General features: G+C 70.5%; 15 protein-coding genes and 1 pseudogene. 7 read left to right on the forward strand and 9 right to left on the reverse strand.

The window, feature by feature from the left end; genetic code table 11:
• Window positions 1-35 precede the first annotated feature (35 nt).
• Both DFJ66_RS05170 and DFJ66_RS05175 read left to right on the forward strand, forming a co-directional pair.
• Entirely contained in the window at window positions 36-2,123 is a 2,088-nt protein-coding gene (locus DFJ66_RS05170; protein WP_121218443.1) for a beta-galactosidase, read from the forward strand.
• A gap of 56 nt (window positions 2,124-2,179) precedes the next feature.
• On the forward strand, window positions 2,180-2,875 hold the full coding sequence (locus DFJ66_RS05175) for a GH12 family glycosyl hydrolase domain-containing protein (protein ID WP_121218445.1): 696 nt from the start codon (window positions 2,180-2,182) through the stop codon (window positions 2,873-2,875).
• Window positions 2,876-2,934: 59 nt separating this feature from the next.
• Here DFJ66_RS05175 and DFJ66_RS05180 read toward each other — a convergent pair whose 3' ends face one another.
• Complete coding sequence (locus DFJ66_RS05180) at window positions 2,935-4,032, reverse strand: SGNH/GDSL hydrolase family protein (protein WP_121218447.1); 1,098 nt, start codon at window positions 4,030-4,032, stop codon at window positions 2,935-2,937.
• Window positions 4,033-4,273: 241 nt separating this feature from the next.
• Here DFJ66_RS05180 and DFJ66_RS44000 point away from each other — a divergent pair, with 241 nt between their 5' ends.
• Both DFJ66_RS44000 and DFJ66_RS05190 read left to right on the forward strand, forming a co-directional pair.
• Window positions 4,274-6,646, forward strand: coding sequence for an RICIN domain-containing protein (locus tag DFJ66_RS44000; RefSeq protein ID WP_246029582.1), 2,373 nt, complete (start codon window positions 4,274-4,276; stop codon window positions 6,644-6,646).
• 353 nt (window positions 6,647-6,999) lie between these two features.
• Window positions 7,000-7,776 carry a FadR/GntR family transcriptional regulator gene (locus DFJ66_RS05190; protein WP_121218449.1) on the forward strand — a complete coding sequence of 259 codons (777 nt, stop codon included), beginning with the start codon at window positions 7,000-7,002 and terminating at the stop codon, window positions 7,774-7,776.
• A gap of 176 nt (window positions 7,777-7,952) precedes the next feature.
• Here DFJ66_RS05190 and DFJ66_RS05195 read toward each other — a convergent pair whose 3' ends face one another.
• The 5 genes from DFJ66_RS05195 to DFJ66_RS05215 all read right to left on the reverse strand — a co-directional run bounded on the left by DFJ66_RS05195 (window position 7,953) and on the right by DFJ66_RS05215 (window position 15,375).
• The gene (locus DFJ66_RS05195) at window positions 7,953-9,278 is read right to left on the reverse strand and encodes a CE1 family esterase (protein ID WP_121218451.1); all 1,326 of its coding nucleotides are present in this window, start codon (window positions 9,276-9,278) and stop codon (window positions 7,953-7,955) included.
• A 75-nt stretch (window positions 9,279-9,353) separates the two neighbouring features.
• The gene (locus DFJ66_RS05200) at window positions 9,354-10,802 is read right to left on the reverse strand and encodes a glycoside hydrolase family 62 protein (RefSeq protein ID WP_121218453.1); all 1,449 of its coding nucleotides are present in this window, start codon (window positions 10,800-10,802) and stop codon (window positions 9,354-9,356) included.
• Window positions 10,803-10,944: 142 nt separating this feature from the next.
• Window positions 10,945-13,038, reverse strand: coding sequence for an alpha-galactosidase (locus DFJ66_RS05205; protein WP_211350981.1), 2,094 nt, complete (start codon window positions 13,036-13,038; stop codon window positions 10,945-10,947).
• A complete protein-coding gene (locus DFJ66_RS05210) occupies window positions 13,035-14,444 on the reverse strand; it encodes a cellulose binding domain-containing protein (RefSeq protein ID WP_121218457.1) in 1,410 nt (469 codons plus the stop codon). The genes DFJ66_RS05205 and DFJ66_RS05210 overlap by 4 nt, the downstream gene beginning before the upstream one ends.
• Before the next feature lie 169 nt (window positions 14,445-14,613).
• Entirely contained in the window at window positions 14,614-15,375 is a 762-nt protein-coding gene (locus DFJ66_RS05215; RefSeq protein WP_211350983.1) for an AraC family transcriptional regulator, read from the reverse strand.
• Window positions 15,376-15,454: 79 nt separating this feature from the next.
• Here DFJ66_RS05215 and DFJ66_RS05220 point away from each other — a divergent pair, with 79 nt between their 5' ends.
• Window positions 15,455-16,267, forward strand: a complete 813-nt coding sequence (locus DFJ66_RS05220; protein ID WP_211350985.1) for a phytanoyl-CoA dioxygenase family protein — start codon at window positions 15,455-15,457, stop codon at window positions 16,265-16,267.
• Window positions 16,264-16,530, forward strand: coding sequence for a hypothetical protein (locus tag DFJ66_RS05225; protein WP_121218461.1), 267 nt, complete (start codon window positions 16,264-16,266; stop codon window positions 16,528-16,530). The genes DFJ66_RS05220 and DFJ66_RS05225 overlap by 4 nt, the downstream gene beginning before the upstream one ends.
• A gap of 10 nt (window positions 16,531-16,540) precedes the next feature.
• Here the strand turns inward: DFJ66_RS05225 and DFJ66_RS05230 are convergent, their stop codons facing one another.
• Complete coding sequence (locus tag DFJ66_RS05230) at window positions 16,541-17,461, reverse strand: PaaX family transcriptional regulator (RefSeq protein WP_121218463.1); 921 nt, start codon at window positions 17,459-17,461, stop codon at window positions 16,541-16,543.
• 193 nt (window positions 17,462-17,654) lie between these two features.
• On the opposite strand from DFJ66_RS05230, the gene DFJ66_RS05235 reads away from it, so the two are divergent.
• Window positions 17,655-19,010, forward strand: coding sequence for an extracellular catalytic domain type 1 short-chain-length polyhydroxyalkanoate depolymerase (locus DFJ66_RS05235; RefSeq protein WP_121218465.1), 1,356 nt, complete (start codon window positions 17,655-17,657; stop codon window positions 19,008-19,010).
• Between the two features lie 446 nt (window positions 19,011-19,456).
• Here the strand turns inward: DFJ66_RS05235 and DFJ66_RS44005 are convergent.
• A pseudogene (locus DFJ66_RS44005) lies at window positions 19,457-20,668 on the reverse strand (RICIN domain-containing protein); the annotation flags it as partial.
• A gap of 152 nt (window positions 20,669-20,820) precedes the next feature.
• On the reverse strand, window positions 20,821-22,527 hold the full coding sequence (locus DFJ66_RS05245) for a ThuA domain-containing protein (RefSeq protein WP_121218469.1): 1,707 nt from the start codon (window positions 22,525-22,527) through the stop codon (window positions 20,821-20,823).
• Window positions 22,528-22,532: the final 5 nt, after the last annotated feature.

The raw sequence follows: 22,532 nt of genomic DNA on the forward strand, positions 1-22,532 counted from the left end.
TTCGCCGCTCGACTCCTGAAACCCGGGAGGCCGCCATGCCCGCCCTGCCCCCGCGCGTGCTGTTCGGCGCGGCCTACTACCACGAGTACCAGCCCCACGACCGGCTCGAGACCGACCTGGACCTGATGGTGGACGCCCGGTTCACCGTCATCCGGGTCGGCGAGTCGGTGTGGTCCACCTGGGAGCCGGAGAACGGGCGCTTCGACCTCGACTGGCTCCAGCCGGTGCTGGACGGCGCGCACCGGCGCGGCATCGCGGTCGTCCTGGGCACCCCGACCTACGCCGTGCCGCCGTGGCTGTCCCGGCAGTACCCCGAGATCGCCGCCGAGCACGCCACCGGGCGGCGCATCGGCTGGGGCGCGCGCCAGGAGGTGGACTTCACCCACCCGGCGTTCCGCTTCCACGCCGAGCGCGTCAGCCGCGCGGTCCTGGCCCGGTACGCGGGGCACCCGGCGGTGATCGGGTTCCAGGTGGACAACGAGCCGGGCCTGCGGCTGCCGCACAACCACGGCCTGTTCCAGCGGTTCGTGGACCACCTGCGGCACCGGTACGGGACCGTCGAGGCGCTCAACCGCGAGTGGGGCCTGGTGTACTGGTCGCACCGGCTGTCCACGTGGGCCGACCTGTGGACGCCGGACGGCAACGCCCAGCCCCAGTACGACGTGGCCTGGCGGGCGTTCCAGGCCCGGCAGACCACCGAGTTCGTGGCGTGGCAGGCCGGGATCGCGCGCGAGTACGCCCGGGACGACCAGTTCGTCACCACGTGCCTGTCCTACGGGCACCCGGCGTTCGAGGACGACGAGCTCACCGACGCCCTCGACGTCACCGCCGGCAACCCGTACTACGACCTCCAGGACGGCCTCGCGCTGCCCGACCGCACGCCCGACACCCACGAGCAGGGCTGGAAGACCAGGGGCGTGTGGGCGCTGCACCAGTACGCCGACCGGATCTTCTCCTCCCGCCAGGAACCGTTCCTGGTCACCGAGACCGGCGCCCAGGCCATCAGCGGCACGCACGACAACCGGCCCGGCTACGACGGGCAGTGGCGGCAGGCGGCGTGGGCGCTGGTCGCGCGCGGCGCGCGGATGGTCGAGTACTGGCACTGGCACACGCTGCACTTCGGCGCGGAGACCCACTGGGGCGGCGTCCTGCCCCACAGCGGGCGGCCCGGCCGGGTCTACGCCGAGATCGCCCGCCTGGGCGCGGAGTTCGACACCGCGGGCGGCCTGGTCGCCGGCATCGAGCCGGACTCGGACATCGCGCTGGCCTACTCGATGCCCACCCGGTGGCTCATGGAGAAGTACCCGCCACTGGCCACCCCGGACGGCAACCCCGATCCGGCGTCCTACCAACGCATCTTCGACCCGTTCTACCGCGGGGTGTTCGACGCCGGCCGCCAGGCCCGCATCCTCCACGCCCGCCAACTGCACGCCTTCACGCCCGAAGCCGCCGCCCTCCGCCATCCCGTGCTCATCGCCGCCGGGCTCTACCTCGCCGACGACGAGACCCTGGACTGGCTCGCCGCCTACGCGCACGCCGGCGGCCACCTGGTCCTGGGTCCCCGCACCGGCTACGCCGACCACGAGGCCCGCGCCCGCCCCGAGCCCGCGCCACCGCGGCTCGTGGACGCCGCCGGCGTCCGGTACGACGAGTTCAGCAACCTCTCCACGCCCCTGCCGCTGCGCGCCCCGGCGGGCAGCCCGCTCCACCTGCCCGCCGACGCCACGGCGACGCACTGGGTGGAAGGCCTGTCCACAGTGGACGCCGAGGTGCTCGCGGAGTACGTTCACCCGCACTTCGGCCGCTGGCCCGCCGTCACCACCCGCCCACACGGTTCCGGGCGCGTGACCTACGTGGGCACCGTCCCCGGCCGTGCGCTGGCCCGGTCGTTGGCCGCCTGGCTCGCGCCGACGCCGGTCAGCGGCTGGACCGACCTGCCCGCCACCGCCACCGCCGCCACCGGAACGTCACCGGACGGCCGCCGCGTGCACGTCGTGCACAACTGGAGCGCCGAACCGACCGAAGTGCCCGTGCCGCACGAGCTGACCGACGTGCTGTCCGGGGACGCGGTCCGGACGCTGCACCTGGGCGCGTGGGACGTGCGCGTCCTCACCGGTCCGTGACGGCCGACCCCCAAGACCCCGCCGCAAACCCAATCCCCTACTCAATGGAGAGTGCAATGTTGGGTAAGTTCATCCGAACCACCGCCATCGCCGCCTCGACCCTGCTCGCGGTCGCCGTGGCCGCACCCGCCGCCGAAGCCGCCACCTGGTCGTCGTCCGACAAGTGGGCGACCTGGTCCAACGGCGGTTACACGGTCCGCAACGACGTGTGGGGCAGCGGCGCCGGCTACCAGTCGATCTGGGCCAACTCCTACAGCAACTGGGGCGTGTGGGCGAACCACCCGAACACCGGCGGCGTGAAGGCCTACCCGCACGTCGCCAAGAACATCGGGCGCCCGCTCAGCCAGATCGGCGGCATCAGCAGCACCTTCAACGTCAGCGTGCCCGGCGCCGGCGCGTACACCACCACCTACGACATCTGGGCGCAGAACAACGCCTACGAGATCATGGTGTGGATGAACAAGGTCGGCCCGGTGGGCGCGATCGGCAGCTACCAGACCACCGCGTCGGTCGGCGGGCACACCTTCGACGTCTACCGCGGCTCCAACGGGGCGAACCAGGTGTTCTCGTTCCTGCGCCAGGGCAACACCAGCGCCGCCACGGTGGACGTCAAGGCGATCCTGAACTGGATCCGGTCGCGCGGCTGGTACGGCGACGTGACGGTCGGCGAAGTCCAGTTCGGGTACGAGATCACCTCGTCCAGCGGCGGCATGGACTTCCGCACGAACAGCTACTCCGTGTCCAACTGGTGAGCTGATGACAAAAGTTCGCCGCCCCGCTCGCGTGCGGGGCGGCGAACTCGGTCAACGGGTCAGACCCGCCACTGCTGGTTGGTCGCGCCCGTGCAGCTCCACAGCTGGAGCTTCGTGCCGTTGGCCGTGCCGTAGCCGGAGGCGTCCAGGCACAGACCGGACTGGACACTGGTGATGGTGCCGTTCGAGTTGACGTTCCACTGCTGGTTCGTCCCGCCGTTGCAGTCCCAGATCACGACCGGCGTGCCGTTGGCCGTGCCCGAGCCGGACGCGTCGAGGCACTTGGTGCCGTAGACGGTGAACTGCTTGCTGCTCGTGCGGGTCCACGTCTGGTTGGTCCCGCCGTGGCAGTCCCACAGCTGCAACTGCGTACCGTTGGTGGTGGTGGCACCCGGGACGTCCACGCACCGGCCCGAGGGCACGCCGACGATCCGCCCGCCCGTGGGCGCGGAGGGGTCGCCGATGCTGCCCGGCACCGCGCGCAGCGCGTCGTACCACTTGGCCGCCATCTTGTCGTAGCCGCCGGCGGTCGGGTGGACGCCGTCGATCAGGTCGGCGGTGGTGAGCGCGGCGTGCATGTCGACCAGGTGCACGCGCTTGCCCGCGTTCACCTTGCTCTGCACCATGCCGGGGATCGTCGCGTTGAACGTGCGCGCGGCGGATTCCTGACCGGAGTTGGACAGCGGGATGATCGTCGCCACGAACACGTCGGCGTTCGGGACCGTGGCGGTGATCTTGTCGACCAGGGCCGACAACCGGCCCGGCGCGCCGGAGACGTTGTAGTTCTGGAGGATGTCGTTGGTGCCGATGTGCAGCAGCACCGAGCGGGGGTTGGTGTTGCGCAACCAGGTCACGATGTTCGCGTCGATCTGGTCGATGCGCCACCCCGGGTGGCCCTCGTGGTCGTGGTCGCCCAGCGACCCCGGTCCGTTGAACTGCGAGCCGACGAAGTCCACGCGGTAGCCGCCGCCACCGAACCGCTGCCACAGCCCGATCCGGTAGCCGCCGGGCACCTGCGTGCCCTCGGTGATCGAGTCGCCCAGGGGCATCACCCTGGTCCCGCCGTTGGATTCCGCGTGCGCGGGTGCGGAAGGCAGCAGCGCGGCGGCGACCAGGGCGGCGGCGCAGGCGGAGAGCCGCCGTAACCGTGCACGCATCAGGTTTCTCCCTCATCGTCGAGCGAGTGATGTTAACGCTAACAGTCCACTGGAGGCCCCGATCCGGTGTCAAGCCGCTGCTCCACTTGAGACGATCGCCGACCCTTTGGCGACCCCCAAGAGGCCGCATTGACGGCATACGTCATACGAGTTACGTTTCCGTCTCGACGGCACCCCCTCGATCGGACCCACACCCCGGACTTCCGCGGGTGCCGCCCGACGACGACGTCAGGAGGGTCCCTTGTCCCCATCCACCCGTCCCCCGAGCCGAAGGCGGTGGCGGGCGAGCGCCGCGCTGGCCGCCCTCGCCGCCGCCCTGGTCACGCCCCCTCCCGCCGCCCTGGCGGCCACCACGACTCTCTACGCCTCCCCCGCCGGCACCGGCACGGACTGCTCGGCCACCCAGCCGTGCTCGCTGTCCGCCGCCCAGGCCGCCGTGCGGTCGCGGGTCGCCTCGATGTCCGGCGACATCGTGGTGCAGCTGGCCGACGGCGTGTACCGGCTGTCCGAGCCGCTGCGGCTCACCGACGCCGACTCCGGCCGCAACGGCTACCGCGTGGTGTGGCAGGCGGCGGCGAACGCGCGCCCGGTGTTCAGCGGCGCCCGCGCGGTCACCGGCTGGACGCAGGTCGACGCCGGCCGCAACATCTGGCGGGCGAGCGTCCCCACCGGGCTGGACTCGCGGCAGCTCTACGTGGACGGCGCGATCGCCACCCGCGCGCGCACCCAGGTCAACCGGTCGGACTTCACCTTCACCACCACCGGGATGCGCTTCTCCAACACCGCCCTCACCTACCTGAACAACCTGGCCGACCAGGGCCGGGTCGAGGTGGAGAGCATCAACTCCTTCACCGACCGGTACTCGGGCGTGCAGAGCATCAGCGGCAACTTCCTCACCATGCGCCAGCCCGCGTGGAACAACAACAGCTTCGGCTACGACACCCTGACCAGCCCGTTCCGCGCCGGGCCGTTCTACCTGGCCAACGCCTACGAGTTCCTGGACTCGCCGGGCGAGTGGTACGTCCGCCCGTCCGCCGGGCAGCTGTTCTACATCCCCAAGGCGGGCCAGGACGTCAACGCCGCCAAGGTGGAGCTGCCCACGTTGCAGTCGCTGGTGCAGGTCGGCGGCACGTACGACGCCCCGGCGCACCACATCACCTTCAGCGGCGTCACCTTCACCGGGACGAGTTGGTTGGGTCCCAGCGGTGACCAGGGGTACGTCGACCAGCAGACCGGCGCGTACATGGCGGGCAACTGGAACTGGCCGGCCGACCGGCTGACGTCGTGCCAGAGCGGCTGCACCCAGTTCGAGCAGACCCGACCGAACTGGTCGATGATGCCCGCGGCCGTGCAGGTCTCCGCGGCCAACAACGTGACGTTCACCGACTCCCGGTTCGTCAACCTCGGGCAGACGGCCATCGGCATCGGCAACGACGCCAACGCCCACGGCTCCGGCGTCGGCCTCGGCGCGGCCAACATCACCGTGACCCGTTCGGAGATCGCGTTCAGCTCGGCCGGCGGCGTGATCGTCGGCGGCGTGCGCGCCGACGCGCACCACCCCAGCGACCAGCGGATGGTCAACAAGGACATCACCATCAGCGACAACCGCATCCACGACCTGGGCATCGAGTACCGCGGCAACGTGTCGGTGCTCAACACCTACGTCAGCACGGCCACGGTGTCGCACAACGAGGTCTACAACATGCCGTACAGCGGCATGTCCATCGGCTACGGCTGGGGCGCCAACGACGCCGGCGGCAACAACAACTACGCCAACCGCGGCCTGTACAACTACCAGCCGAGGTACACCACGGCGACCACGGCGTCCAACAACCGGTTGATCGGCAACTACATCCACGACGTCATGCAGCAGATGAACGACGGCGGCTGCATCTACACCCTGTCGTGGAACCCGGGCGCGCAGATCAACCAGAACTACTGCTTGCGCACCAACGGTTACTTCGGCCTCTACTTCGACGAGGGGTCCAAGTACTACAGCGCGGTCAACAACGTGTTCAGCGCGACCGGCACCTGGGCCACCGCCAACTACTGGGGCGGCGAGAACATGGGCAACTGGACGCTGCGGGACAACTGGTCCACCAACGGCAGCACCAACATCACCAACGGCGACCGCGGCAACGTGGTGTCCGGGAACATCACCGTCACCAACGGCAACTGGCCCGCCGGCGCCCAGACCGTGATGGCCAACGCCGGGCCGGGCAACACCACCCCGACCCCCGGGTCGATGATCGTGGGCGCGCAGTCCGGCCGGTGCGTGGAGGTGCCGTCGTCGAACAACGGCACCCAGGCGCGGTTGTGGGACTGCAACGGTGGCACCGGCCAGCGGTGGACCCAGTCGGGCAAGCAGCTGGTGGTCTACGGCAAGTGCCTGGACGCGTCAGGTGCCGGCACCACCAACGGCACCGCGGCCATCCTCTGGGATTGTCACGGTGGGACGAACCAGCAGTGGAACGTCAACGCCAACGGCACCATCACGAGCGCGCAGTCGGGCCTGTGCCTGGACGCGAGCGGGAACGCGACGGCGAACGGCACCCTGATCCACCTGTGGACCTGCCACGGCGGGACGAACCAGCAGTGGAGCCTGCGCGCCTGACCCGATCAGCAAGCGCAAGCTCGACAACACAGCCCCGGCGCGGAGGCCCCCCACAGCCTCCGCGCCGGCCTCTTCTGCACTGGCCCACGGTGGGCTGGGCGCAGGACGGGGTGGCGAGGCAGGAGCAGGGCGGCGGTGGCTCGGCTGGGCGGTGGCTCGGCGAGGCGGCCAGCGCGGCTGGGCGGCAAGGCGGTGGGGCGGCAAGGGGCGGCGCGAGGCGGTCGTGGGTGGGCGTGATGCGGTGGGGGTGGTGCGGTGCGAAGGGCGTTCATCCCATCGAGCGACATTCGTATGACGTCATATGTCCCCCGCCCTCCTATACTGTGCGCAACCGTGAGCGCAACGGAGGCACGATGACCGCGACCGACGGGCGCCCGACCGGGGACGCTCCCACCACCTGGCCCCGCCGCCCGGCGACCCTGGCGAAGGCGGTCACGGCCGAGTTGGTGGAGCGGGTCGTGCGTGGCGTCTACCCGCCTGGGTCGGTTCTGCCGCCGGAGCCGGTGTTGTGCGAGACGTTCTCCGTGAGTCGGACGGTGATCCGCGAGTCGGTGAAGGTGTTGCAGGAGAAGGGCCTGGTCCAGGTCCGCCAAGGGTCCGGCACCACCGTCACGCCGCCGGCGGTCTGGAACCTGCTCGACGAGCTCGTCCTCGCCGCCACCATCGCCCAGGACGACACCCTGGCGGTCCTGGACGACGTCGTCGTGACGCGGCGCCTGCTGGAATCCGACATGGCCGCCGTTGCCGCGCGCACCGCCGACCAGGACACGATCGACCGCCTGCACGCCCTCGTGGAGCGCATGGACGAGCTGGTGGACGACCCGGTCGCCTACCGCGAGCAGGACCGGATCTTCCACGACACCGTCATGCAGGCGTCGGGGAACCGGATCGCGCGGGGCGTGGTCCGGGCGTTGGAAGGCCAGGTCATCAACACCGCCCGCTACACCGGCCGCAGCGAGCGCGCCCTGTGCGTGGCGTCGAACCAGGGCCACCGGGCCGTGTACGAGCACATCGCCGCCCACGACCCGACGGGCGCGGCCGAGGCCATGTTCACCCACATCACGGAGGCGTGGCTGGTCCGCCGCGACGACTCCGGCGACCCGAGCCGCCTCGAACGCCCGACGACCTGACCGACCCGGTCACGGCATCGACGGGCGACATCAGGCCGGCACGGCATCGACGGGCGACATCAGGCCGGCACGTCCTCCACCACCGCGTGGAAGTCCACGATCATCGCGCCGACGAGCTAGGACGAACCCGTGCGCCGGGGACCGAAGCCCCCAGCGCACGGTGGACGGACCTGAGCTCACGCGATCGTGCAGGCCGCGCCGTTGAGCGTGAAGGACGTCGGCTTGCCGGTGTTGCCCGTGTGCGTCGCCTGGAAGCCGATGCTGACCGAGCCATTCGGGGCGATCTCGCCGTTGTAGCTCACGTTCCTGGCCGTCACCTGGCCGGACGTGGGCGAGTAGGAGGCGTTCCACCCGCTGGTGATGGTCTGCCCACCCGGCAGGGTGAACACCAGCGACCACCCGCTGATGGCCGTGCTGCCGGTGTTGGTCACGACGATCTCCGACGTGAGGCCGTTGTTCCACGCGTTGATGGTGTCGGTCACCTTGCAGCCGTCACCGGGCGGGTTGCCAGTGGTCGTCGTGGTGGTCGTGGTGGTGGTGGTGGTCGTCGTCGTGGTGGAGGTGGTGGTGCTCGTCGGGGACGTGCCGCCCTCGAACTGGGAGATGAACTTCCACGCCTCCCCCTTCGTCCACGTCCGAGTGCCGTCGTCGCACGAGCAACCGTCGACCGGACCCGGCGTGTGGCCACCGTCGAACGCCGCCCACTGGACCGGGTACCCGGCCCGGCACGAGTACGCCGTGGTGATGTGCGTCCGGCTGCCGCTGCTGGGCTCACGCGGACTCTGCGCCGCGCACCCGTTGTTGCGCACGAACGTGTCGCGCAACGCACGGCCCTGCGAGATGTTCAGGACGTTGTCCGAGATCCCGTGGATGCCGAAGTACGCGATCGGCTGCGTACCACCGGCACACCCGCTCAGCTGGGCACCCGAGTACACCACCACCGCGCGGAACACGTTCGCCCGCGAGCAGGCCAGCGAGTAGCTCATCCCGCCGCCGTAGCTGAAGCCCATGGCGAACCGCAGGCTGGTGTCCACGCACAGGTCGCTCTCGATGCGCTTGAGGATGTCGTCGGTGAACACGACGTCCTCGCCGCCGGAGTTCGCCCACCCGTTGCTGAACCCTTGCGGCGCAACGAGGATCGCGCTGTTGTTGGACTGCTGTTGCATCCCGTAGTACGCCCAGGACGCACCGCTGCTGCCACCCGTGGCGACGTCGTTCATGGTGCCGCCGAGCCAGTGGAAACCGAAGATCAGCCGGTACGGCCGGGTGTTGTCGTAGCCGTCGGGGATGCGCAGGATGTACTGGCGGTTCTTGCCGCTGGTGGTGATGTTCTGGGTCCCGCTCCGCAGCGTGGGCGCCTTGCCGCAGCCGGCGCTCGTGGCGAGCGTGCCGACCTGCGCCGTGGACGAGGAGGCCGCGCCGACGCCGGCGAGCACGGCGGTGGCGGCCAGTGCACCGGCCACCAGGACCGCGGCCGGCCCGAAGAGTCTGTACCTCGACATTGAGCAGCTCTTTTCTGCCGTAACAACAGGGGGTGTGGTGGGGTGCCGCCGCCGGCAGCGGGGCGGCGGCACCGGTCAGCAGGTCGAGTTGGTCTGGGTCAGCAGGCCCAGGCGCCAGGGCAGGCGGTTGTACTCACCGCCGGCGTTCGGGTCCAGGCCCTGGTAGAGGTAGCTCAGCTTGCACGGGCTGATCTCCATCGTCTGGTCGACGTTGGTCCGCACCACCTCGCCGTGGCTGATGTCCCGCGTCCACGCCCCGCCCGGGAACGTCACGTTGTTGTGCCGGGCGAACGGGTTGGCCTCGGTGTCGGCCAGGCCGGTCCACGGGCCGGTGATGGCGGGCGCGGTCCAGGAGCGGAAGTAGCGGCGGCCGTCGGTGCCGATGGCCTCGTGCACCAGCAGCCACTGGTCCTTGCCGGCGATCTTGTACACGTTGGACGCCTCGAACAGGCGGTTCTTGTCGGCGTCCCGCAACGCGATCACCGTGTTGGTGAACCCGTTGGGGAACTGGCCCAGCGTGGTCTCCGACCGGTACAGGTGGCCGTTGTCGTCCGAGGAGAACAGGTAGCACTTGGCGCTGTCGCAGATCATCCAGAAGTCGACCCAGTAGCCGTTGCCGATGTTGTCCCGGATGATCTGGGGCATGCCGCCGGCGTAGAAGTTCTTCGGCGCGGACCACGACGACGGGTTGGAGATGTCGGTGGTCGTGGAGTAGGACGCGTTGTCACCGGTCTGGTAGACCAGGTACCACAGCCGTTGCGGCGCGAAGTAGAAGACCTGCGGCGCAGCCTTGTACCCGCTGCCGATGGCCGTGGTGTCCAGGTAGTAGTGCGGTGCCGAGGAGGCCTGCGACCAGTCGGTGAAGCTCGTGTACATCAGGTTGTAGCCGTTGGTGTACGTCGAGGCGAACACGTGGTACTTGCCGTTGTAGTAGACGACGCTGGGGTCCTTGACCGCGACGTTGGCGTGCGTGGCGTCGGGCTTGGGGCTGATCAGGATGCCGCTGGAGTTCCAGCGGAAGCTCGACGGCAGGCTGCCGGTGGGCGGGTGGCTGTCCGTCGTGGTCGTGACGGTCGTCGTGGTGCTCGTGGGGACCACCCCTCCGGTGCACGGGGTTCCGTTGAGGCTGAAGCTCTCCGGCGCCGGGTTGCTGCCGGTCCACGACCCGTTGAAGCCGAACTCGACCTTGCCGCCGGTGGGGATGCTCGCGTTGTAGGAGACGTTCTTGGCCGTCACCTGCGTGCCGCTCTGCGCCACGTCGGCGTTCCACGCCTGCGTCACCTTCTGGCCGGCCGGGTACGACCACGTCAGCGTCCACCCGTTGACCGCGTCGCCGACGTTGGTGATGGCCACGTTCGCGGTGAACCCGCCCTGCCACTGCGATGCGGTGTACGCGACCGAGCAGCCCGGTGCCGCCGAAGCCGGCGCGGACACCGCGGTCAGCACGGACACCGCCGCGATCGGCGCGAGTGCCGCCGCCGCCAGTGTCGCCCGCCTCGACGCGAAGCGTCGTGTCGAAAGCATGACTCGCCTTCCTCGACGAGGTCGGCGGCGGTAACGACCCCTCGAAACTTTCGAGTTCGTGAGTGTGAACTTTCGGGCCAATGTAACCAGCAGCACACGGCCCGTCAACGGCTTCTTGTTAGCGCTCACAAACTTGCGAAGTTCACCGCTCCAGGCGCACCAGCACGGCAGACGGCGCCGCGGGCAGGGTCAACGACAGTGCGGCGCGGTCCGCGTGCCACTCCACGGCGGCCGGGCTGGTGCTCGGGTAGAGCACGTTCACCCGCGCGTCCACGCCGACCAGGTGCGGCAGCTGCAGCGTCGTCGTCGGCTCGCCGCCGCGACGCCACGCCGTGACGTAGGTGGTGGACGGCGTGCGCAAGGCCAAGGCGACCCACGGGTCGTCCCACGCCGGAAGACCGAGCGGCCAGGACGGCAGCGCAACCGGCAGGTCTGCGCGGATCGCCTTGTACACCGCCACGGCTTCATGAACGAGCGCGCGCGCTTCGGGGTCGAGTTCGGTGATGCGTCCCGACAGGTGCACGCGGCCCAACAGCGCGGAAGCCATCGTGAACGCGACCTCGTCGAGCGTGTCCTCCCCGCGCGGGTACGCCCAGACCGCGCCCTGCTCCGGCGTCACCGCGGTCGGCGCGGCGGCGGCGATGGGCGCGTAGTGGACGAGGTTCTCCTGGTCGCTGGTGGACTGGACCTGCAAGCGGGACAACAGGGCGTGGTCCATCCGCATCCCGCCCGAGGCGCAGTTCTCCACCACCAGCCGCGGGTAGCGGTCCAGGACGCCGTCCAGCCAGTCCAGGTGGGCGCGGTGGTGGCCGAGCAGGCCCGCGCCGGGGCTCTCGCCGGGGTGGGCGCTGGTGCCCGGTCCCGGGTCGACGTTGTGGTCCAGCTTGAGGTAGCCCACGCCCCACTCGGCGACCAGGCGGTCCACCACCCGGTCCAGGTGCGCGCGGGCGGCGGGGTGGCGCAGGTCGAGGTGGTAGCGGCCGGCCTCCACGACCCGCACGCCGTTGCGGCGGAAGAAGGCCTCGTCGGGCAGCGCGTTCGCGACGGCGCTGCCCGTGCCGACGACCTCGGGCTCCAGCCACAGGCCGGGCACCATGCCCAGGTCCCGGATGTGGTCGAGCACCTCGTGGATGCCCCGCGCGCCCGGGAAGCGGGTGCGCGACGGTTCCCACGCACCGACCGTGTTCCACCAGTTCTCCGCTTCGTCGGCGTACCAGCCGGCGTCGATGACGAAGTACTCCGCGCCCGCCTCGGCCGCCGCGTCGACCAGCGGCAGCAGCTTGGCGGTGGTGGGGTCGCCCATCAGGCAGTTCATGTAGTCGTTGAAGATCACGGGCAGGCGCTCGTGGTCGGGGTGCGGCCGGCGGGTGGCGCGGCGGTGCTCGGTCAGGGCGGCGAAAGCGCCGTCCGGTCCGTCTGCGCTGAACGCGAGGGCCACGGGCACGGTCCGGAACTCCGCGCCGGGTTCGAGGGTGTGGCGCCAGGCGTGCAGGCTCTCGGACGGGCCGAACAGCGCCAGGTAGGCGGCGTGCTCGCGCTCGCCGCACTCCCAGCGCCAGCCGCCGCCGTTGTGCTCGACCTGCCACAGCCACGTGCGGCCGGAGCGGCGGTCGGTCAGGCCGCCCATCGGCAGCTTGCCGCCACTGGCCCAGGCGCCCTGACCGGCCAGCACGAACGCGCCCCGGCCGTTGCCGGTGCGCACCCGCCCGTCGAGGGCGGGCGAGGTCTCGCGCAGCGGTCGGCGCTGCCACCGGCACTCGGCGAGCCAGTCGTTGTCCGCCCACAGCAGGTCGGCGTCCTCCAGGGCCTCGGTGAGGCAGCCGACCGCGAGCGAGGCGACCGCCTCCAGGTGCAGCGGGATCCGGCCTTCGTTGCGCAGCAGGACTTCCGCGCGCAGCACGGGGACGCCGTCCGCCAGGCGGTAGACCACCTCCGCGACCAGGCCCGTCTCCGGGTCGTGCAGCCGGACGGTCAGGGTGCTCAGGCCGTCCTTGTGCGTCGAGTAGTGGTCCTTGTGGCGCAACCGCTCGCCGATCGCGGAGTGGATCCAGCGGTTGCCCGACCAGTTCCGGCCGTGGCCCGTCGCCGTGACGGCCGTGATCGGGGCCGGCGCGGCTTCGTGGTACTCGGGGTGGGACTCGCCCGGCGCGCCGAGCCGCTCCAACCGGAGGACGCCGTCCTCGGTCAGGGCGAACTCGGCGGCCAGGACGTCGTTGCCCCACTGGAAACGCGTCACCACGCCAGCCCGAGCCGGGAGACGTAGTCCACCAGCGAGCCCGACAGCACCCGGTGGTCGCGCGCGGAGAAGTGCCAGTCGCAGCCGAGCAGGTCCAGCGAGCCCTCGTAGCCCCAGAAGCGGACCTTGCTGTCGCCCTGGGCGTTCCGGTCCGCCACGACCTGTCGGGCCGCGTTGGGCAGCGTCCCGCTGCCGTGGGCGCTGACCAGGATGGTCGTGCCGGTGCCGTAGCGGGTGCGCAGCTTGTCCAGGAAGCCCTGGTAGGCGGACTTGTAGGCGGCGAGCAGGCTCTCCGGGGTCCACGGCTCGCCCGGGTTGATCGCGGTGGAGAAGTCGTTGGTGCCCAGGCCGATGACGACCAGCTGGGGCCGCCAGGTGCTGGGCACCGGCCACACGTCGCCCTCGACGTTGAGCAGCGCCCGGTCGTAGTAGGTGCGGTAGTTGGTGCCGGGCGAGCCGCCGTTGTAGTTGCGCACCATGCCCAGGCCGGAGAACGCGTTGACCTGGTAGTCGGCGTTGAGCGACTTCGCGGTCAGGGCCCCGTAGCTGATGTCGGTGTTGGTGTTGCGGGTGACGCCGCCGTTGGTGGAGCAGTCGCGGGTGGTGGACAGGTTGCCGTAGCCCACGGTCAGCGAGTCGCCGATGAACTCGACCTGCCGGGTGCGGGCGACCGGCTTGTCCAGCACCTGCCCGCCGGTCGCGGCGACGAACCCGCCGAACTGGCCGGACGTCCACGTGCTCTCGGTCCGCTTGACCAGCCGGACGCGGTGCTCGGCGTTGGCGAGGTTGTTCACCCAGTACGTGGTCTTGCCCGGGGTGACCAGGGTGGCCACGGTCGAGCCGTCGACCTGCACGTCGTAGTCGTTGGCCGAGTCGTCCAGCACGACGCCGACGCCGGTGCCGCGCACGCGGCCCTCGAAGTAGACGCCGGGCCACGAGTAGCGGGCGTCCTTGGTGACGCGGCCCGCGGTGTGGGCCTTGGCCAGCGGGTCCGCGGGGGCGGGCGCGCCGGTGCAGGACGTGCCGTTGAGCGCGAAGTCGGTGGGCACGGGGGTGGTCGAGCCGTTGGCGTTGAAGCCGAAGCTGGTGGACGCCCCGCTGCCCAGCGACCCGTTCCAGCTCGCGTTGGCCACCGAGACCTGCGCGCCGGACTGGGTCGCGGTGCCGCCCCACGACGCGGTGACCGCCTGGCCGCCGCCGAACGACCACGTCAGGCGCCAGCCGTTGACGGCGTCGCCGAGGTTGGCGATCTGCACGTTGGCGGTGAACCCGCCTTGCCACTGGTTGGTCACCTGGTAGTCGACCTTGCACCCCACGGCGGCCTGGGCCGGAGCGCCGCCGATCGTGACGGCCGCGGTCAGCGCGGCGGTGAGGGCGGCGGCTGCCGCCAACCTTGACCGGTGCACTGGGTGTCCTCCGTGGGTGCTGTGCGCAGCGCGGAACGCGCGCGGGGGAAGGGGATCGGCGCGAGGTGGCTGTCCACTGTGGCCGGTGACGGCGAGGCCCCACCGACCGCCACGCGGCGCTGGGAACGCTTTCAAGAAGGTAGCGGAGATGGTGCGAGCCGTGAAGACCTCAGTTTCGGCTTGGCGCTCCGGCCCGCACGGCGCGCGGCGAGGCGCCCAGTTCCCGGCGGCAGGCCTTGTTGAACGCCTGGAGGTCGTCGAACCCCACCGCCGCCGCGACCGCCGGGATGGGCAGGGTCGAGGCGCGCAGCAGGTGCCGGGCCCGCTCCAACCGCCTGCGGCGCACGTAGGCCACGACGGTCAGCCCGGTCTCGGCGCGGAACAGCCTGGTCAGGTGGTTGTGCGACACCCCGGCCACGGCGGCGATCCCGGGCACGGTCAGTGGTTCGGCGAGGTTGGCCTCGATGTGCGCGACGGCGGCGGCCACCGCGCCGTGCCCCGTGCCGGAGGCGGCGAGGTGGGCGACCCGCCACAGCACCGTCCACACCTCGGCCGTCGCCATCGCGGGTTCGGTGTGCGCGACCGTGATGGCGTGCCGCAGGAGGCTGGTGAGCAGCGGCGTTTCGGCTCCGGCGGGTTGCACGACCGGAACCGTGCGAGCGTCTCCTTTGACGGCGAGGCGCAGGTGGACGTAGAGGTGCTCGGACCGGCCTTGGTAGCGGTAGGACACCCGGGCTCCCGGCGGGACGAGGCTCACGTGTCCCGGGCGGATGGCGTGCGTGGTGCCCTCGACGGTCAGCTCGGCGGTGTAGCCGTAGAGGTGCAGTTGCCACAGCTCGGGCAGCAGGAACTCGTCCCGGCGGCTGGCCACGCCGTGCACCGCGACACCCAGGTTCGCCACGACCGGCGGCGAATCGAGACGGACCGCCACCTGATCCATGGTGAAAAATTACCACTAATGGTGAACAGGACCCACGACAGCGCCGCACGGCGCTCCTAGTGTTCGGCGCATGGAAACCACCAGCAACCTGCTCTCCTCGGTGCTGATGGCACGCTTCGCGGCACAGGGGTTCCTCCGCTTCGACTCCGTCGTCCCGGACGACCTCAACGCCGTGGCGATGGACGCCATGCGAGACGGCGTCCCGGACGTGCCCTACGGAGTACCGCTGAGCAAGGCGTTCCCACCCGACAGCTTCGCCCACCGCCTGGTCACCCTCCCGGTCGTGGCGGGGGCGCTGCGCAGCCTCGTCGGGCCGGAGCCCACCGTCGACCACATCGCCGTCCACGTGCGCGAACCCCACGAGGGCAGCGCGCAACCCCTGCACGGCGACGCGATCATCGACACCCGGCGCGACGCGTTCGACGTGCAGCTCATGTACTACCCGCACGAGGTCACCGCGGACATGGGCGGCACGCTGCTGGTCCCCGGCAGCCACCTGCGCCTGACCAACGAGAGCGACACCGGCCGCTACCAGAACCTGCGCGGCCAGATCCGCCTGACCTGCCCCGCCGGCACGGTCCTGTTCCTGCACCACGGCATCTGGCACGGCGGCCGGCGCAACGACTCCGCACAGCGCCGCTACATGTTCAAGACCCGGTTCAACCCCACCACACCGCAGGTCCGCCTGTGGGACACCGCCGACCTCGACGACCCCGCCGTCCGCGCCGAACTGACCACGACGTTCCCGTGGTACGAGTTCGCGACCGGGCGACTGGAGGTCTACAACCGGATCAAGCTGTGGCGGACGCTGACCGGCGACGACACCTTCGACATCGACTACTGGGCGACCAGGGTGAGCAACCGTCCGGGGAGGACCGCGTGAAGCAGCAAGTCCTGGTGCTCTACTTGTCGTCGTCGGCCCTGGACGACCGGGTCGTGGGCTGGGCGCGCTACGACGGCACCGGCCGCAGCAACCCCACCACCGGCGACAGCGACGGCGACGAGCCGCCGTACGAGACGGGTGTGGACGCCCTGCGCGACGGTTGGCGGCTCTTCCAGGCGTCTCAACTGATCCCGCCCTACCCCGGGCACGAGTACGACACGTCCTTCATGAAGCACGAGTTCCTGTTCGAGAAGCTGGAATGACCACCGAGGACTAGGGCCACACCCCGGCCACCAGGTCCGCCACCGTGTGGGCGTGGACCCCCGGCAGAGGACCCGCCACCGCCCGCACGTGGTCCTCCGCCGGCCCCGCCAACCCGTCGTAGATCGCGGCGAACAACTCCCGCGCGGGCTCCCGCGGCCAGTCCGCCGGCAGCAACGGACGCGGCAACCCCGGGTCCAGCACCGGCAACCGCCGGTAGGTGTCCATCACCTCGGTCCGGGTCCGGACGGCCTCCGCCCCGCTGATCCGCCCCAGCCGGTCCCGCAGCGACCCCCACCGCCGGATGAAGGCGTCGTACCGCTCGGCGATGGCCGCCGTGTCCCACGCCTCCACCGGATCCCGCCCGATCGACTCCCCCAGCGCGACGTGCCGGGCCCGGAACACCGTCACCGCGCCGGAGGCGAGCCCGGCGAAGTGCGGCCCGGCCTCCTCGGTCAGGTCGTGCGGCGAGATCCACAGCCCGTCGTAGAGCGGGGCGCACCCCAACCACCGCAACTTGCCCCGCAACTCGCGCCGCCCCACCACGTCCCCCTGGGGCAGCGAGAAGGCGATCAACGTCCAGCACTCGTCCCAGTCGACGTCGGGCGCGGGCGCGAACAACACCCGACCGCCCGCCGACAACACCGCCGCGGCGGCCTCGGTCAACCGGTACGAACTGGCCCGCCCCTGCCTGCTCCCCTCCAGCACCCCGCGCCGAGCGAGCCGGCTGATCGTGGCGCGCGCCCCGGCGTGGCTCACGCCGGCCTCGCCGAGCAGCGCCACGATCGCCGCCGAGGGCAGCCAGGCGCGGGCGCGCAGGGTGTAGTCCGCCAGCAGCGTCACCGCCACCCCCTGCGGCGAGCCGCCGCTCTGCCGGCGCGGGAGCCGAACGTCGTCCGGGAAGATCTCTTCGATGTCGTACGGGCTGGTCACATCGGCTCCGGCACGTTCGGGACGGCGATCACCCCGACTCTAGTCGGCACCGAAGTCGACACCGACTCTGGTTGAGACGCTCGATTGACAGTTCTTGGTTCTCCCGGGAAGGTAAGTGTCACACGTCGGGCAGCACCCACGTGGACACCGCCACCCCCCACCGACCGTTGCGCGAAACGAAGGGGTCAAGCGCATGAAGGTCAGAACGAGCGTGGTGTTCGCCGCGGTGGCGTCGCTGGCCGTGGCCGGCCTGGTCACCGCGGTGCCCTCGGCCTCGGCGGCGACGCTGACCGAGGTCACCAACTTCGGGAACAACCCCGGCGGGATGCGGATGCACGTCTACGTGCCCGACGCACGTCCCGCCAACCCCGGTGTCGTGGTCGCCATGCACGGCTGCGGCGGCTCGGGTCCCGGGTTCTACTCGGGCAGCGAGTTCGCCGCCCAGGCCGACCGACACGGCTTCATCGTCATCTACCCCAGCGCCCAGCAGCAGGCGGGTTTCGGGAACTGCTTCGACACCTGGTCCGACGCCGCCAAGCGCCGGGACGGCGGCAGCGATCCCGTCTCCATCATCTCGATGATCAACTACGTCAAGCAGCGCTACGCGGCCGACGGGAACCGGGTCTACGCCACGGGTTCGTCCTCCGGCGGCATGATGACCAACCACATGCTGGCCCTGTACCCGGACGTCTTCAAGGCGGGCGCCGCGTTCATGGGCGTCCCGTTCAACTGCTTCGCCAACGCCGCCGACTACCCACCCGGCAGCAGCAAGTGCACGGGAGGCGGGGGTGCGAACCGCACACCCCAGCAGTGGGGCGACGCGGTCCGCCAGGCCTACCCCGGCTACACCGGTCCCCGTCCTCGGGTCCAGCTCTGGCACGGCACCAACGACACCCTGGTCCCCTACGCGTTGCTGCAAGAAGAGATCGAGCAGTGGACCAACGTCTTCGGGTTGAGCCAGACGCCCAGCTCCACCGACACCCCGCAATCGGGGTGGAACCGCCGCCGCTACAACGACAGCGCGGGGACGACGCAGGTGGAGGCGTACAGCATCCAGGGTGCCGGTCACTCCCTTCCCGGCGCGGGTATGGCGGCACAGGCCATCGCCTTCTTCGGGCTGGACAAGCCGCCCACATCTACGACCACCAGCACTAGCACCACGACTAGCACTACGACTAGCACTACGACTAGTTCGACAACGACGACGACCACCACCACCACGCCGCCGCCCGGTGCCTGCCAGGTCACCAGCACGGTGAACGCCTGGAACACCGGGCTGACAGAGAACCTCACCATCACCAACACGAGCGCGACGACGATCAACGGCTGGTCCTTGACCTTCACCCTCCCGAGCGGCCAGACCATCACGTCCGGCTGGAACGCCACCTACACGCCGACCTCGGGCCAGGTGACGGCGAAGAACGTCAACTACAACGCCGCCCTGCCGCCGAACACCCCCACCACCATCGGCTTCCAGGCGAACCACACCGGGAACACGGCGAAGGCAACGACCTTCAGCCTCAACGGCACACCCTGCACCACGAACTGACAAAAGCGAGCGCTCGCCGCGCGGCAGGCCCCCGGGGTAGGAAGGGCGTCGGTTCCTTTCCCCGTCCGGCCTGCCGGAGGCAACCACACTTGGCCCGTTTGAGCAACCGGAAAAGCTGGTTGCACAAACGGGCCAAGCGCGGTTGGGCTGCGCCCAGGCCGGACGGGGAAAGAAACCGAGGCCCTTCCTGTGGGCTGTGCAGCTCGGGCTCGCGCCTTCGGCGCAAAAGCGGCGCGGCCGGTGAGTGTGGGGTGGCGTGGGCTTGCGGCCGGTGGGGGGCGTGGGCTTGCGGCCGGTGAGTGGGTGGTGGCAGTGGGCTTGCGGCCGGCGGGTCCGAACGGCGGGCTGGGGGGTGGGGCGCGGAGGGTGGTGCAGCGGCGGTCGAGGTGAGGAAAAGCCCGGCGCTGTCCCGTGGAGGGGCAGCGCCGGGCCTGTGAGGAGACTCAGAACTGGGAGAGGAAACGCCAGGCCTCGCCCTTGGTCCAAGTTCGGATGCCGCTCTCGCAAGCACACCCGTCCACGGGGCCGGGCATGTGTCCACCGTCGAACGCCGCCCACTGCACCGGGTAGCCGGCGCGGCAGGAGTACGTCGTCGTGATGTGGGTCAGGCTGCCGGCGCTGGGCTCACGTGGGCTTTGGGCCGTGCAGCCGTTGTTGCGCACGAACGTGTCGCGCAGGCCGCGACCGAGGCCGATGTTCAGCACGTTGTCCGAGATGCCGTGGATGCCGAAGTACGCGATCGGCTGCGTGCCGCCCGAGCACCCGCTCAGCTGGGCACCCGAGTACACCACGACCGCGCGGAACACCGTCGCCCGCGAGCAGGCCAGCGAGTAGCTCATCCCGCCGCCGTAGCTGAAGCCCATGGCGAAACGCTGAGCCGTGTTGACGCACAGCGCGCTTTCGATCCGCTTGATCATGTCGTCGACGAACACGACGTCCTCACCGCCGGAGTTCGCCCAGCCGTTGCCGAACCCCTGGGGTGCGACCAGGATCGCGCTGTTGTTCGACTGCTCCTGCATCCCGTAGTACGACCACGCCGTGCCGCTGGTGCCGCCGGACGAGACGTCGTTCATGGTGCCGCCGCGCCAGTGGAACGCGAAGATCAGCCGGTACTGCCGGTTCGGGTCGTAGCCGTCCGGCACGCGCAGGATGAACTGCCGGCTCTTGCCGCTGGTGGTGATGTTGTGCGTGCCGCTGGACAGGCCGGGGGCCTTGCCGCAGCCCGAACCGCCGGGGGTGCCGCCGCCGTCGACCTTGGCCAGCTGCCACTGCTGGTTGGCGCCGCCCGTGTCGGTGTACTGCACGACGTTGGCGCCGTCCGCCGTGGACGCGCCCTGCACCTCCACGGCCTTGTTGCTGTGCCTGGCGATCAGCCGGACATAGCCGCCGTCCGAATCCGCCAACCGGAACTGCTGGTTGGTGCCGGTGTGCTCGGTCCACTGCTGGACGGTGGCACCGTCGGCGGTCGAGGCTCCGGAGACGTCCAGGACCTTGCCGGAGTGCCGGGCGCGCACCTTGTAGTAGCCGCCGCCGGCGTCGACGAACTGGAACTGCTGGTTGGTGCCGTCGTTGCGGGTCCACTGCGCGATCCGGGTGCCGTCGCTGGTCGCCGCCCCGTACACGTCCATGGCCTTGCCGCTGTTGCGGTTGACGAGCACGTACCACGCGGTGGGGTCCACGGTCGCCGCCGACGCGGCCGGGGCGCTGACGACGGACACGGCGGAAGCCAAGCCCGTCACCAGCAGCCCGGCCGCCGCGACGGCGACTCCTCGCCCTAGTCGTTCGAAACGCAAACGAACCACTCCTTCACTCATGCGGGCAGGGTCCACCGCTGGTTCGTGCCGCCGTGGCACGACCAGACGATCAGCTGGGTGCCGTCGGCCGACGAGCCGCCGTTGGCGTCCAGGCACTTGTTCGAGGCCGCGTTCACCAGCGACCCGTTGGCACCGGCGGTCCAGTTCTGGTTCGCGCCGCCGTTGCACGTCCACAGGCGCACCGCGCTGCCGTCGCCGGTGCCGGCGGCGTCCATGCACTTGCCCAGGGATCGCAGCGTCGAACCCTCGACGGTCCACTGCTGGTTCGCGCCGCCGTGGCAGGTCCACAGCTGGATGCGCGCGCCGTCCGCGCTGCTGTTGCCGCTGACGTCCACGCACTTCCCGCTCGCCGACTTGATCGGGCCGACGCGCGGGGTGGGGGTAGTGCCGCCCAGTTCCTTGATGCGCACGTTGCGGAACGACACGTCGTCGCCGGTGGCGTGGTTCTGCAGGCCGATGTGACCGGACGCCAGGGAACGCACGGGGTCGGTGTTGGTGAAGTCGTTGATCTTCACCCCGTTGAGGAACACCTGGAGCCGCTCACCCTCGACGAGGAGCTCGTAGGTGTTCCACTCCCCCGGCGGGTTCAGCGCCGCGTCGCGCGCGGTGATGTCGGCGCTCTTGAAACCGTAGATCGACCCGGTGGTGCGGTCGGCGGTGTCGGTGGCGTCGATCTGCACCTCGTACCCGTTGGCCATCGCCGAGTTCGGGTCCGAGCTGGGCGGGAAGCCCACGAACACGCCCGAGTTGTCGTCGCCGTCGACCCGCCAGTCCAGCTTCAGCGAGTACGACTTGAACTCCTTGGCGCTGTACCAGTACAGGCCCTGGCCGCCCGTGGACCGCAGGGTCGCGTCGCTGTTGGTGAACCCGCCCGGACCGGCCTGCGACCAGCCCGTGGTGGAGCCGTTGAACAGCGTGGTGTACCCGGTCTCCGGGCGGCAGTCGGCCTTGGCCCGGCCGGACGCGTACCGCAGGCCGCCCAGGACCATCGACCGGAACCCGGTCTCGGAGTAGGACGACTGCGTGTGGCCGCTGCCGGTGTAGAACGACCGGCCGCTGCTGATCGCCTTGCACCAGGTGTGCGGGTGGTCGCCGCCCATCGAGCCGCCGGAGTACGACGACTCGTCCAGCGTGGCCAGGACCCGCGCGGTGGAGCGGGGGTTGGTGCGGTAGTTGTACCACTCGTCGGTGCGCACCCAGGTCGGGCTCAGGTGAGCCGTCGCCGGGTGGGCGCGGTTCTCCACCTTCACGGTCGCCTGCTGGATCGCCGGGTGCGAGGAGAACCACGCGCCCACCAGCTCGCCGTAGAAGGGCCAGTCGTACTCGGTGTCGGCCGCGGAGTGGATGCCGACGTACCCGCCGCCACCCCGGATGTAGGTCTCGAACGCGCCCTGCTGGGTGTTGTCCAGGACGTCGCCGGTGGTGTTGAGGAACACCACGGCCTCGTACTTGGCCAGGTTGGTGGCGTTGAACTGGCTGGAGTCCTCGGTGGCGGTCACCGTGAAGTTGTTGGCCGCACCCAGGTCCCGGATCAGCTGGATGCCCTGCGGGATCGAGTCGTGCCGGAAACCCGCGGTCTTGGAGAACACCAGCACGTCGTAGGGCGCGTCGGCGGCCGAGGCCGGCGGTGCGGCGCCGACCGCCGAGGCGAGCAGCGCCGCCGCGGCGACGCCGAGCGCCCGCCGGAAGGACGGGATCTTCATCTCAC

Source organism: Saccharothrix variisporea (assembly GCF_003634995.1).
GTDB lineage: Bacteria > Actinomycetota > Actinomycetes > Mycobacteriales > Pseudonocardiaceae > Actinosynnema > Actinosynnema variisporeum.

What these genes read in the sequence shown, in the direction of transcription:
- DFJ66_RS05200 (WP_121218453.1), bottom strand. Translation starts at nt 10,802, where the DNA reads ATGCTTTCGACACGACGCTTCGCGTCGAGGCGGGCGACACTGGCGGCG.
- DFJ66_RS05195 (WP_121218451.1), bottom strand. Translation starts at nt 9,278, where the DNA reads ATGTCGAGGTACAGACTCTTCGGGCCGGCCGCGGTCCTGGTGGCCGGT.
- DFJ66_RS05170 (WP_121218443.1), top strand. Translation starts at nt 36, where the DNA reads ATGCCCGCCCTGCCCCCGCGCGTGCTGTTCGGCGCGGCCTACTACCAC.
- DFJ66_RS05180 (WP_121218447.1), bottom strand. Translation starts at nt 4,032, where the DNA reads ATGCGTGCACGGTTACGGCGGCTCTCCGCCTGCGCCGCCGCCCTGGTC.
- DFJ66_RS05175 (WP_121218445.1), top strand. Translation starts at nt 2,180, where the DNA reads ATGTTGGGTAAGTTCATCCGAACCACCGCCATCGCCGCCTCGACCCTG.
- DFJ66_RS05245 (WP_121218469.1), bottom strand. Translation starts at nt 22,527, where the DNA reads ATGAAGATCCCGTCCTTCCGGCGGGCGCTCGGCGTCGCCGCGGCGGCG.
- DFJ66_RS05190 (WP_121218449.1), top strand. Translation starts at nt 7,000, where the DNA reads ATGACCGCGACCGACGGGCGCCCGACCGGGGACGCTCCCACCACCTGG.
- DFJ66_RS05235 (WP_121218465.1), top strand. Translation starts at nt 17,655, where the DNA reads ATGAAGGTCAGAACGAGCGTGGTGTTCGCCGCGGTGGCGTCGCTGGCC.
- DFJ66_RS05220 (WP_211350985.1), top strand. Translation starts at nt 15,455, where the DNA reads ATGGAAACCACCAGCAACCTGCTCTCCTCGGTGCTGATGGCACGCTTC.